This is a genomic window from Halobacteriovorax sp., from assembly GCF_041587335.1.
GTDB lineage: Bacteria > Bdellovibrionota > Bacteriovoracia > Bacteriovoracales > Bacteriovoracaceae > Halobacteriovorax.
The window spans coordinates 26,339-38,162 of the sequence record NZ_JBFGYP010000018.1; the positions used below are offsets into that span (position 1 = coordinate 26,339).

Below are 11,824 nucleotides of genomic sequence, written 5' to 3' on the forward strand. Positions count from 1 at the left end.
CTTATCTCGCAGCTATAACTTCAATCTCTACAACTGCACCTTTTGGAAGGTTTGGAACCTCAACACAGCTTCTTGCTGGGTATGGTTCTGAGAAGTAATTGATGTAAGCTTCATTTACTAAGTTAAATTTACCAAGATCTGTTAAGAAGATACTTGTTTTAATAATATGAGTTCTATCAATTCCCTGTGACTCTAGAAGACCGTCTATGTTTTTCATAACCTGATCTAATTGAGCTTGGAAGCCTTCCTGTAACTTTGATGTCTTTGGATCAATTCCAATTTGTCCAGAGAAGTAGAACACTCCATTGTGTTCTACGCCCTGAGAGTAAGTTCCAACTGCTGCTGGAGCAAGGTCTGTACTAATGATATTTTTTGTAAATGCCATCTCTTTATCCTTCTTTCTCTTCTTCTGCTAAAAGGGCAGTTATATTAGACATGTTAACGATTTCAGAAATTGTTGCAGTTCTTTGAATAATATTAACTGTATCGTTCATACTTACAAGGATAGGACCAATAGCATCTGCTTCACTTAATTGTTGTAAAAGCTTGTAACTAATATTAGCTGAGTTTAAATCTGGGAAGATTAAAATATCAGCAGGACCTTTCATATCTGCAAAGCTAAATAGCTTCTCTCTGATGTATGCATTAACAGCAACGTCAGCTTGCATTTCACCCTCTACATTTAAAGAAGGGTATCTTTCATGACAAAGCTTAACAGCTTGCTTCATTTTAGTTGCACCTGAGTGATTGTTAGATCCAAAGTTTGAATAACTAACAAATGCAATATTTGGATCTCTGTTAATTAATTGCTTAAATAACTTCGCAGTAGATTTAGCAATATCGCATAGGTCTTCTGGTGAAGGATCAATTTGAGCAGTTGTATCAGCTAGGAATAGAATTCTATTCTTAAAGATTAGAATATATACACCAGCGGCCTTCATAGACTCTTGAGTTCCAACGACATTGATTATTGGCTTGAAGCATTCAGGGTAACTTAGTGTTGGACCTGATAGCATTGTATCGGCCATACCTTTTCTAACCATCATGGCACCAAAGTAGTTCTCTTGTGCCATTTTATCTTCAGCATGATAAATACTAACACCATTTCTTTGTTTCATAGAGCAGTACTCTCTATAGAACTCTTTGAATCTTTCGTGTTTAGCTGGCTCGATTATTTCAAGTTCATTTAATCTTGAAAGACCAAGTTTTTCCATTCTGCTAAGAATAGTTTCTTTGTTTCCAAGAAGTATTGGCTCGATTCTGCCTTCATCTAGAAGTAATTTAACAGCTTCTAGAATTCTAGTGTTAGATCCTTCTGCAAAGACAACTTTTGTTTTCTTTCCATTTTTCTCTACTCTTGAGCTTAATCTGTCTCTTAATGATTTTAAGAATCTTGCAGAACTTCCAAGTCTTTCTTCAAGTTGTTTTGCATACTCGTTAAGGTCTTTGATTGGACTTTTAGCAACACCTGAATCCATAGCAGCTTTTGCTACAGCAGGTGATACTCTTGTAAGAACTCTTGTATCAAATGGCTTAGGGATTAAGTATTCTCTACCAAATTTAAAGCTTTGACCTGCGTAGGCCATCTTTACTTCTTCAGGAACTTCTTCTTTTGCTAGGCTTGCAAGTGCTCTAACTGCAGCAAGTTTCATTTCATCATTTATTTTAGTTGCTCTAACATCTAGTGCTCCTCTAAAGATGAATGGGAAACCTAGAACATTATTTACTTGGTTAGGAAAGTCAGATCTTCCCGTTGCCATTATTACATCTGTTCTAACTTCATGTGCTTCATGTGGGTAAATTTCTGGCTCAGGATTGGCCATTGCAAAGATGATAGGATCTTTGGCCATTGTCTTAACCATTTCTCCTGTTAAAACACCTCTTGCAGAACAACCTATAAAAGCATCTGCTCCATCAAGGGCATCTGCTAGAGTTCTACATTCTGAATCAACTGCAAACTCTTCTTTATACTTATTCATTCCGTTTTCACGGCCCTTATAAATCACTCCTTTTGAGTCACACATAAGTAAGTTTTCATTCTTAACACCTAAGTTAAAGAATAGTTTCGCACATGCCATTGCTGCTGCACCGGCACCACTAAATACTACTTTTACTTGGTCCATTTTCTTTCCTGCAATATCCATTGCATTGATAAATCCAGCAGAAGCGATAATAGCAGTACCATGCTGATCATCATGGAAAACAGGAATATTCATTTTTTCAATTAATTGTTTTTCAATTTCAAAACACTCTGGAGCTTTAATATCCTCTAAGTTAATTCCACCAAAAGTAGGCTCAAGTGACTTAACAACATTAACCATTCCTTCGACAGTCGTTTCATTAACTTCAATATCGAAAACATCAACATCAGCGAATCTTTTAAAGAGAACGCCTTTACCTTCCATCACTGGCTTACTTGCAAGTGCTCCAATATCTCCAAGTCCTAAGACTGCAGTACCATTTGAAATTACACCAACAAGGTTTCCCTTACTCGTATACTTAAATGCATCTTCTGGATTTTTGGCGATTTCAAGGCAAGGAGCTGCTACACCTGGAGTGTATGCTAGCGCTAGGTCTTCAGCAGTTAGACATGCTTTTGTTGGAACGACCTCAATTTTTCCGGGTCTTTCACCATTATGATATGCCAATGCTTGTTTATTTCTTTCTTCATTTGTAGGTTTCGTGCTCATCGAAACATCCTTTTTTTGATTCATGATTTAAAGTATACAAGAATAATTCAAAGATATTGAAATGGCACGAAATGAGACTCTTTTTTTAGTCTTTGCGCGCTGTGACTTCGGCTTTATTTAAAGAGGTAAAATAGAAGAATAAAAGTATAGAGGCCGTCGTAAAAACACCTATATAGAGTTCATCTATATTTTCCCAAAAGCCTTGATGTGAAGCGTTGCGCCAGTAGGAAGTCGTAATTATCCCCATGATACAAGTCACTACAAATTGTTTATCAGTAATTCTATTGGGGAAGATATAACCAAATAATACTGGAAAGAGTAAACAGGCCGCTGAAAGACTACCAAGTGTTTTCCAGACAGTTTTAATATTGCCGTCAAATACTTGCGCCATGATAATAGCAAGGATTCCCACTATGAGTACTCCTGCATGATGAATCATTGGGTTTGTTCTAAATTTCTTTGGAGCAAGGTCAAAAGCAAGAGTTGTCCCAGCTAGGAATAAGTATGAGTCAATAGTAGAGAGTATGGTTGCAAGTACACCAGCAAGCATGAGACCTCTTAGTCCATCTGGAAGAATTTGAGCAGCATATAGCAGGTAAGCATGTGAAGACTCTGCTTCTGGAATTACGGCCTTAGCGTACATTGCACCAAAGGTTGTACATATATCAAAACAAAACCAAATAAATGTAGAAATCAAAATACCTTTTTTAGCCGTCTTTGGAGAGTCGGCAGCAAAACAGCGCTGATAAAAGTTAGGGTCAACAAGAGTAGATAAGGCAATAAAACCCCAAACGAATGTTGTACCTATTCCCATTGTTCCCGTTAGAGAAAAGTAGCTACTAGGCAAGTTTTCTTGTAAGAAACTTAACCCACCAAAATTAGAAATACTTAATACTAGAACAAGTAGTACTGCAAAACACATAACAAAGAACTGTACTAAATCTGAAAATACAACAGCTCTAAAGCCTCCCCACATAGAGTAGAGTAAGACAAAGCTCACACCTATTGCAGTATTTACCCACAATTCTCCTCCAAAGAGCATTTTTGAAAAAATTCCAAGGCTGATAGCATAGGCAATTGGAAGAACGTTAAAGAAGTTGAATATAGCACTGAGCTTTGCAGACTTTGGTCCAAACATCTTTCCAATAAGATCTGGAAGAGTTAGCGCCTCTCTTCCTTTAATCTTATCAATAATAAAAAACGCAAAAATAATATAGGCCACATACCAAAAGGCCCCTTGTGTAACAAAATTATAAATACCGTGGTTAAAGGCTATTTCTGTAACACCAAAAATTCCCCCATACCAAGTTGCAACTAAAGTAGCTATAAAGAGTGGGAGAGTTAGCTGCCTTCCCATAAGAAGTAAATCTAGGTAAGTCGTTTCATCATCATTTTTTATTTGTGACTTCTCTTTAAGTCTCATTCCCCAGAGAACACTAAGCCCTGTTAGACCTAAGACACATGCGAAGATAGTCCAGTCAAAAGGAGTGATTGTATCTAGTAAACTAATATTGGATTTGATCTGGTTCATGAGTCTCCTTACGGCAGCATTACCTGCATCAAGTTAAAGGGTCGAGTTAGAAACTCCTCTCAGCTAAAAGCTCCCCTGATTAAATAAAAGGCTTATTGTAGTGTGATCTTATCTTTATTATACTAATAATACTTATGCAATGGGAGAAATTACATGACTTTAACTCAACTTGAGTATGTTGTAGCTGTAAATAAACACAGACACTTTAAAAAAGCGGCAATGGAGTGCAATGTTACTCAGCCAACTCTAAGTATGCAGCTGCAGAAACTAGAAGATGAGCTAGGTGTAATACTCTTTGATAGGTCAAAATCTCCAATTCGTCCTACAATTGAAGGCGATAAAGTTATCAAGCAGGCCCAGGTTGTAATTAAAGAATATAATCGTATTTTTCATATCCTAGAAAATTCTCAGGGAGAGGTCTCTGGAAAGTTTAGATTGGCCGTAATTCCTACTCTTGCTCCTTATATTATCCCTCTATTTGCAAAGAAGTTTGCTGATAAGTATCCTCGTGTAGAACTCGTCATTGAAGAGTTTAAAACTGAAGAGATTATTGAGTTACTTGATAAGGAAGAAATAGATGCTGCAATTTTAGTGACACCTCTACAAGAGCCATCACTTATTGAAAGAGTTCTATTTTATGAACCGTTCTTTTTATTCACATCTCCTGATCAGGATCTTTATAAGAAAAAGAAAATTAAAGAATCAGATCTATCTAAAAATAGTCTATGGTTATTAAATGAAGGTCACTGTCTTAGAACTCAAGTTTTAAAAGTGTGTACTATGAATTTAGAAAATAGCACTTATAAAAATCTAAGATTTGAATCAGGAAATCTAGAAACTCTTAAAAACTTAGTGGTTCAAAGCTCTGGCTATACTTTACTGCCATATCTTGCAACTCTTGACTTAAGTAGTGCAAGAAAGAAAATGGTTCGTGAATTTCAAAAGCCAGCGCCAACACGTGAAGTTTCTATTGTATATGGAAGGATATTTTTAAAAGAGAAAATTATCGATGCTTTAGAGGAGACAATAGTTTCAGTTCTTCCAAAAGAAATTCGTTCTTTAAAGGATGGAGACCTCTCGATTGTTGATTTATATTGATTTTATAAGTGTCAAAATGATCCACTTGCATAAAATGTCTTCTAAGTGACTAAGATTCTGTTAAGCATTTTTCGAAAAACTTGATAGAAGTTGTTAGTAAATAAAGACGGTCATTAAGGAATCCCCTAGGTATATTATTTCCAACTTTTCAGAATCTAATTCTGAAATTTTCATACTTAGGAAAGGGAGTCCTTATTATGATGATCACCTCAAAGAATTGCCTCAAGAAAACACTTCTACTCACTTTTACATTATTGATTGTTATTTCATGTGGAAAGAGTGATGAGACTCAATCATCTGATCCAACACTTTTTGATTCTCAAATCATTATTGGATCAACTGACTGGAAAGAAATTTCTGATTTATCGACAACTCATTCCATTAGAAAAGCATCGTCTCCAGTCGCCGACGTGACCCTTGCTATGGCCCAGTCGAGATGTACAGGGTTCTTAATTTCTGAAGATGTGCTAATGACCAATGAGCACTGTATTCCTAGTGCTTCAGATGCAGTTGGAGTTACTGCAAGTTTTAGACACTTAAAAGGTGTCGGAGAGTCTTCATGGGAAACGTATGATTGTAGTACATTTCTTATGAATAATGTTGAACATGATTTTGCTCTATTAAAATGTTCTGGAAGTCCTGGATCAAAGTTTGGGTTTGTAACAATTGACTCATCTGAAAAGAGTGCTGATCAATCAATATACATTGTTCAACAAAACTGTGACTACTATTTAGATAGAGGGTGTGACTGGACTAAGAAATATTCTACTGGAAGCATTACTGAAGTAAGTGGTGAGTATACTCATAATGCCGATACACTGGGAGGGTCATCTGGTTCACCAATGTTTGATAGCTCTACTCATAAAGTTGTTGGTCTTCACCATGCAGGTTATGGAAATAATGGAATGGGAAGAGGATATGAAAATTATGCAGTAAAAATGAGTGAGATTGTACCAGTTATTAATTCAAGATTTCCTGACCTATTTTCTAGTAATGATGTGCCGGGAGAAGTAGATGTTACTGAAAATAATAACTCTATCGCAAAGGCCTTTAAGTTAAGTGGAGACAATCAAAGTCTTCAGGGCCTAAGTGTCGATAGCTCTAGTGATCTAGATTACTACTCTATAGAGGCAAGCTCAGGAGACAAAGTTTCTGTTAGTGTTAACTTTAGCCATTCTCGAGGAGATCTTGATATTTATGTTGTTAGTTCAAGTGGAAAGGTTCTATCAAAGTCTGAGACATCTACGGATAATGAAAAGTTTTCTTTTGAATCATCTGGAGAAAAAGTCTACTTTGTAGTCTTTGGTTATCAGGGAGCCGTAAATTCGTATTCATTAAATGTTTCTGTGGAGAGTTTGGATGTGGAGAATAACTCTTTCGAAGCAGCTAAAGAGGTGAGCTTCTCAAAAGAGAAAGAATTTACTCTTGATCAAAATGATACGGACTTCTTTTTCTTTGAATTATCAAGTTCAAGTTCTATCGAAATTACAGTTAACTTTCTTCATTCAAAGGGAGATCTTGATATTAAACTGTTCGACTCTAGTAAGAAAGTTGTAGCAAGTTCTCTGAGTACTAAAGATGTTGAGGAAGTTTCTAAGTACCTTTCTAAAGGTAAGTATTATATTCAGGTTTACGGATATAAAGGTGTAGGGAACTCATATAAACTATCTGTGACAAAGTAGATAAGAGAGGGGGCAGATTATTTTGTCCCCATTTTTTCTACTAGAGTGAACAAGATCTCTAGTTTAAAAGTTGTCTTCTAAAAGAAATTGTTGTGCTCGTAGTTCTGACCAAAGAGTTCCTTTTTTAAAGTTCTCCATAAATCCAATATGACCTCCAGAAGGAGGAATCTCTAAGAAAAATTTATTATTCTGCTTAGCTTCATGAACCGGATAACAGTCATCTCCAAGAAAGGGATCATTTTTAGCATTGATCATTAAAGTTGGAATTTTGATATTTTGTATTTTATTTTTACAACTAGCTTTTTCGTAGTAATCGTTGGCATCTTCGAAACCATGAAGTGGGGCAGTGAAGCGATTATCAAAGTCTTGAAAAGTCTTAACCTTTTTTAGGTCTCTTATGTCTACTTTACTAAGTCCAATAGTACTATGCTTCTCTAGTATTTTATTTCTCATAGTACCTAGAAAATTCTCAAGATACATCTTATTCATGGGACGAGAAAGTTCTGCAATAGAGGATTTTAAATCACAAGGAGCAGATAAAACGACAGATCTCTTTATTCTAGAGTTAACATTTTCACTCTTTAGTCCAAGATAGTTTGTTGTAAGAGCAGCTCCTAAGCTAAAGCCAAGTAAGAAAACCTCATCATAAGAATTATTATTTAAAGTATCTTCAATTACTAGGTCTAGGTCTGTAATTGTAGCTGCGTGATAAAACTTTTCCGTCCAATTTAGCTCTCCTGAGCAGCTCCTCATATTCCAAGAGATGACGTCAATTCCTACGCTATTTAAGTGTTTTGTCATTCCTCTTATATATTGAGTATCTGAAGAACCTTCTAGGCCGTGAGATAGAATAGCTGCCTTTTTAGACCCAACTTTACTCTTATCAATATCAATGAAATCATTATCTTCCGTCAGAATCCTCTCTCTTGAATAAGTAACCCCTCTAATCTTTCTAAAGAAGTAGGGATAAAGAGTTTGAATATGTCCATTTCTTAGAATGTTTTCTGACTTATGTGTAGAGGATGAGATCAAGGGCATTTCTATTTTTCTCCTTAGAAAATATATAAGTAGTATACCTTAAGAAACTGGTACTAGATCAAGTTTGGAAGAATTTTTCCTACAGGTTAGTCGAGACTAGATAGATAATGTTTAATGATGTTTTTTTGTTTATAGAAGACTGAGTTCAGTTTCATTTTATATTTTAAATAAAATCCAAAAAAAAGGCCCTTTAAAGGGCCTCGTTTTTAAATGAATTATTGTTCTTGTAGAAGTTCTTTAGGAACACCTTTTGGTATCGCACTAAGTAGCTTTTGAGTGTATGGATCTTGTGGATTTTTGTAGATTTCATCAGAAGTTGCATATTCTACAATCTTACCTTTATTCATTACACAAACTTCATCAGAGATATACTTAACAACTGAAAGGTCGTGAGAAATAAAGATATAAGTGAGGTTGAACTCATCTTGAAGATCTTGAAGAAGGTTTAGAACTTGCGCTTGAACTGATACATCTAGTGCAGAAACAGACTCATCACAAATAATAAACTCTGGCTGAAGACCAAGTGCTCTTGCGATACAAATTCTTTGTCTCTGACCACCTGAGAACTCATGTGGGTATCTATTTAAGTGATCACCTTTTAGTCCAACCTTTTCTAGAAGGTCAGCAGCTGTTTGGTATCTTTCTTTCTTAGTTCCACCAATATTATGAATTACCATTGGTTCTGTAATAATATCACCAATAGTCATTCTAGGGTTTAGAGAAGAGTACGGGTCTTGGAAGATAATTTGCATTTTTCTTCTAAGTATTCTCATTTCTTCCTGAGTAATTTTTGTAATATCTTGACCGTGGTAGAAAACTTCACCAGCAGTTGGCTCAATTAGTCTTAGAATCGCTCTACCTAGTGTAGTCTTTCCACAACCAGACTCACCAACAAGTCCTAAAGTTCTACCTTTTCTTACTTTGATATTAATATCGTCTACAGCTTTGAAATGATCAACAGTTCTACCAAAGAGACCACCCTTAATAGGGAAGTGCTTAGCAAATCCTTTAATTTCAAGGATTACTGGATTCTCTTTTTCATCTATTGGTCTAGCAACTTTAATTTCTTTTTTAAGTGGCTCAAGATCGTCTGCATTAGTAGCAACACCACCAACAAAGTCTTCTACAGTAAGAAGTCTTCTAGTGTTTTCTACAAGAGAAGGTCTACAAGCTAGAAGCCCTTTAGTATAAGGGTGCTGTGGATTTTCAAATAGTTTCTTTGTCGTGTTCTTCTCAACAAGGTCTCCACGGAACATAACAGCAACTTCATCAGCAATATCAGCAATAACTGCAAGGTCGTGCGTAATGAAGAGCATAGACATTCCATGCTTTCTTTGAAGATCAAACATAAGTTCAAGAACTTGCTTTTGAATTGTTACATCAAGTGCTGTTGTTGGCTCATCACAAATAAGTAACTCTGGTTCACAGGCCATTGCCATTGCAATCATTACTCTTTGTTTCTGACCACCAGACATTTGGTGTGGATATTTGTTAACAGACTCTGATGGAGAAGGAATTCCCACTTCATCAAGAAGTTCTATTGTTCTTTTTCTAGCCTCTTTAGCTGACTTTCCTTGGTGAAGTACTAGAACTTCATCAATTTGGTTACCAACTGTATATACAGGATTTAAAGAAGTCATCGGCTCTTGGAAAATCATTCCAATATGGTTCCCTCTAATTTTTCTCATTTGATCTTGAGACATCTTTGTTAAATCTTCTCCGTGGAAAAGAATTTCACCTTCTGAAATTCTACCTGGAGGACTAGGGATAAGACCCATAATCGCTAAAGATGTAACAGATTTACCAGAACCAGACTCACCAACAAGACCTACAGTCTTACCTTTTGGGATATCTAGATTAAGACTTTTTACAGCGCGAACTGTTTCGTCTTCTGATTTGAATTCAATTGTTAAATTTTTAATACTTAAAATGTTTTCTGACATAGATCTACCGGTTTCGTTAATATAATCAGTGCATTAAGTATTTATATTAAAGAAGGTCAATAGACAACTGTTCATCCTTTCGCTTCGTGTTGTGCGAACCGCTATCTTATTGAAATAAGGCATAATATGAAAAATGATGAAAAAAGATTTTATAGAAATCACCATTTTATGCTTATTGTGGCCCATATCTGGTGGTACAATTTTTCTTGAGGTTGCTATGAAAAATATTCTAATTGTTGATGATGAGGTTCAGATTTGCGAAATGATGGCAGATCTATTTGAGTCCCGTGGTTTTAATGTCTCTATTGCGCACAGTGGTAATGAAGGGGCAAAGTGTTTTAAAGATTCTTCATTTGATCTTGTGGTGAGTGACGTTCGTATGCCAGATGGTGACGGATTTAGTCTTGCACACCAAATCAGTGAAATAGACCCAAGCTTTGATAAGATAGTTTTTGTTACAGGATTCTTGGATGCAGAAACAACAGAGGTCCCAAGCAACGTAAGAAAGTTTTTTAAAAAACCTGTAAGGTTTAAAGAGTTAATTGGATTTATAGAAGAGCTTTTGGCCTAGATTAATCCCCAAGGAAGTTTCCCTGGGGAAGATAGTTAAGTTAGATATCTGAGTCTGTTGAATTGATAGCTGTTGTATCATCTTCCATTACAGCTGTTGTTGGCATTTCCTCTTCTTCCTCATCACTTACATATGTAGTAGAAGCTGTTCCAGTTTCTTCAGATGACTCAACCTGAATATTTGAAAATTCTGATTCTGACTCATCAGCAACTGCTGAAACGTTAGAGAATAGTGCCAATAGGCCTAGGATAGTAACTAGAATTAGTGAGTTTGTTTTTTTCATAATTTCTCCTGAATTATTTATTTCTTAATCTTCTTGGTACTGTTTGACAGATCTTTACTTTTTTAGATTCAGTCAGTTTGTCTTTTTTCTCTATTTTTAAGCAAAATCCACTTCTTTTATAATTCTTTACATCGGTGCACGAGATTTCTAAGTGCTTTGTTGGATTGCATTTTGACTTCGCAAGTACTCCTGGTGATATTGAAAATATTAAAAAAGTAGTTATCAAAATCTTCTTCATAATCGTCTCCGTTGACTAAGATTTTCTAATTATCGTGCAGTTCAAAAAATAATAAAAATCGTTTTATTTACTGATATAGTTAGTTTAAAGTTAATTGAGGTACCTATGGAAAGACTTAATTTCAATCACTTATACTACTTTTACATTGTCGCTAAAGAGGGCTCTATTAAGGCCGCCTCAGAGAAGCTATTTGTTTCGCAACCAACCATTAGTGATCAAATCAAACTTCTAGAGGAATACTTCGATTGTCAGCTCTTTGAGCGACGAAATAGAAGCCTTTTTTTGACCTCTGAAGGAGAGTTTGCTCTTACCTATGCTGAGGGGATATTTACCCAAGGAAGAGAGCTGACTAGAAGGCTTCGAAATCAGATACAGATGCCAAAGAAATCTATCGATATTGGAGTGACACACTTTATGTCTCACCACTTTCTTTATGAGGTCATCCTTCCTCTTTTTAATCAAGAAGAGATCGTCGTGAATGTAAAAGAGGGACAAAAGCATTTACTTCTCGCCGACCTAGAGGAGGAGAACCTTGATATGGTCTTTACTGATGGGCAGGACTTAACGTCAACTTCGATGAGCTCTTATAGAATTGGTGTGAATAAGACTTATGTAATAGCCCACAAGAAGTATCAAAAATATAAAAGAGGATTCCCTGAATCTTTGACTAAACTCCCATTTTTTAATTATACAAAAAACTCTTACTTAAAATACGAAATAGAGCTATTCTTTTCAAAAAATTCCATTACA

The 11,824-nt window shown here is 35.7% G+C and carries 11 protein-coding genes and 1 riboswitch; of the genes, 4 read left to right on the forward strand and 7 right to left on the reverse strand.

Features of this window, described 5'->3' with window-relative positions; translation table 11 throughout:
* Position 1 precedes the first annotated feature (1 nt).
* The 3 genes from ABX784_RS04695 to ABX784_RS04705 all read right to left on the reverse strand — a co-directional run bounded on the left by ABX784_RS04695 (position 2) and on the right by ABX784_RS04705 (position 4,221).
* Positions 2-385, reverse strand: a complete 384-nt coding sequence (locus ABX784_RS04695; protein ID WP_372653206.1) for a Rid family detoxifying hydrolase — start codon at positions 383-385, stop codon at positions 2-4.
* A 4-nt stretch (positions 386-389) separates the two neighbouring features.
* Positions 390-2,690, reverse strand: coding sequence for an NADP-dependent malic enzyme (locus tag ABX784_RS04700; RefSeq protein ID WP_372653210.1), 2,301 nt, complete (start codon positions 2,688-2,690; stop codon positions 390-392).
* An 85-nt stretch (positions 2,691-2,775) separates the two neighbouring features.
* Positions 2,776-4,221 carry a sodium:solute symporter gene (locus ABX784_RS04705; protein ID WP_372653213.1) on the reverse strand — a complete coding sequence of 482 codons (1,446 nt, stop codon included), beginning with the start codon at positions 4,219-4,221 and terminating at the stop codon, positions 2,776-2,778.
* A riboswitch (TPP riboswitch) is annotated at positions 4,210-4,308 on the reverse strand. Its footprint overlaps the gene before it by 12 nt.
* A 66-nt stretch (positions 4,309-4,374) precedes the next feature.
* Here ABX784_RS04705 and ABX784_RS04710 point away from each other — a divergent pair.
* Positions 4,375-5,319 carry a LysR substrate-binding domain-containing protein gene (locus ABX784_RS04710; protein ID WP_372653215.1) on the forward strand — a complete coding sequence of 315 codons (945 nt, stop codon included), beginning with the start codon at positions 4,375-4,377 and terminating at the stop codon, positions 5,317-5,319.
* A 197-nt stretch (positions 5,320-5,516) separates the two neighbouring features.
* Positions 5,517-7,001, forward strand: a complete 1,485-nt coding sequence (locus ABX784_RS04715) for a trypsin-like peptidase domain-containing protein (RefSeq protein ID WP_372653218.1) — start codon at positions 5,517-5,519, stop codon at positions 6,999-7,001.
* 63 nt (positions 7,002-7,064) lie between these two features.
* On the opposite strand, the gene ABX784_RS04720 is transcribed toward ABX784_RS04715, so the two are convergent.
* Both ABX784_RS04720 and ABX784_RS04725 read right to left on the reverse strand, forming a co-directional pair.
* Positions 7,065-8,039 (reverse strand): YheT family hydrolase, encoded by a 975-nt coding sequence (locus ABX784_RS04720; protein ID WP_372653221.1) that lies wholly within the window; start codon positions 8,037-8,039, stop codon positions 7,065-7,067.
* A 215-nt stretch (positions 8,040-8,254) separates the two neighbouring features.
* Positions 8,255-9,982 (reverse strand): ABC transporter ATP-binding protein, encoded by a 1,728-nt coding sequence (locus ABX784_RS04725; protein WP_372653226.1) that lies wholly within the window; start codon positions 9,980-9,982, stop codon positions 8,255-8,257.
* 217 nt (positions 9,983-10,199) lie between these two features.
* Between ABX784_RS04725 and ABX784_RS04730 the strand changes: the two genes are divergently transcribed.
* Positions 10,200-10,553: a response regulator gene (locus ABX784_RS04730; RefSeq protein WP_372653229.1), complete on the forward strand. Its 354-nt coding sequence runs from the start codon at positions 10,200-10,202 to the stop codon at positions 10,551-10,553.
* A 40-nt stretch (positions 10,554-10,593) separates the two neighbouring features.
* On the opposite strand, the gene ABX784_RS04735 is transcribed toward ABX784_RS04730, so the two are convergent.
* Positions 10,594-10,836, reverse strand: a complete 243-nt coding sequence (locus tag ABX784_RS04735; RefSeq protein ID WP_372653232.1) for a hypothetical protein — start codon at positions 10,834-10,836, stop codon at positions 10,594-10,596.
* A 13-nt stretch (positions 10,837-10,849) separates the two neighbouring features.
* Entirely contained in the window at positions 10,850-11,074 is a 225-nt protein-coding gene (locus ABX784_RS04740; protein ID WP_372653234.1) for a hypothetical protein, read from the reverse strand.
* Between the two features lie 105 nt (positions 11,075-11,179).
* Here ABX784_RS04740 and ABX784_RS04745 point away from each other — a divergent pair.
* Positions 11,180-11,824, forward strand: a 645-nt coding sequence (locus ABX784_RS04745; protein WP_372653237.1) for a LysR family transcriptional regulator, incomplete at its 3' end; no start/stop codon positions are given.

Excerpts from the sequence above, each read along its gene's own strand:
- ABX784_RS04695 (WP_372653206.1), bottom strand. The coding sequence starts at position 385 with ATGGCATTTACAAAAAATATCATTAGTACAGACCTTGCTCCAGCAGCA.
- ABX784_RS04700 (WP_372653210.1), bottom strand. The coding sequence starts at position 2,690 with ATGAGCACGAAACCTACAAATGAAGAAAGAAATAAACAAGCATTGGCA.
- ABX784_RS04705 (WP_372653213.1), bottom strand. The coding sequence starts at position 4,221 with ATGAACCAGATCAAATCCAATATTAGTTTACTAGATACAATCACTCCT.
- ABX784_RS04710 (WP_372653215.1), top strand. The coding sequence starts at position 4,375 with ATGACTTTAACTCAACTTGAGTATGTTGTAGCTGTAAATAAACACAGA.
- ABX784_RS04715 (WP_372653218.1), top strand. The coding sequence starts at position 5,517 with ATGATGATCACCTCAAAGAATTGCCTCAAGAAAACACTTCTACTCACT.
- ABX784_RS04720 (WP_372653221.1), bottom strand. The coding sequence starts at position 8,039 with ATGCCCTTGATCTCATCCTCTACACATAAGTCAGAAAACATTCTAAGA.
- ABX784_RS04725 (WP_372653226.1), bottom strand. The coding sequence starts at position 9,982 with ATGTCAGAAAACATTTTAAGTATTAAAAATTTAACAATTGAATTCAAA.
- ABX784_RS04730 (WP_372653229.1), top strand. The coding sequence starts at position 10,200 with ATGAAAAATATTCTAATTGTTGATGATGAGGTTCAGATTTGCGAAATG.
- ABX784_RS04735 (WP_372653232.1), bottom strand. The coding sequence starts at position 10,836 with ATGAAAAAAACAAACTCACTAATTCTAGTTACTATCCTAGGCCTATTG.
- ABX784_RS04740 (WP_372653234.1), bottom strand. The coding sequence starts at position 11,074 with ATGAAGAAGATTTTGATAACTACTTTTTTAATATTTTCAATATCACCA.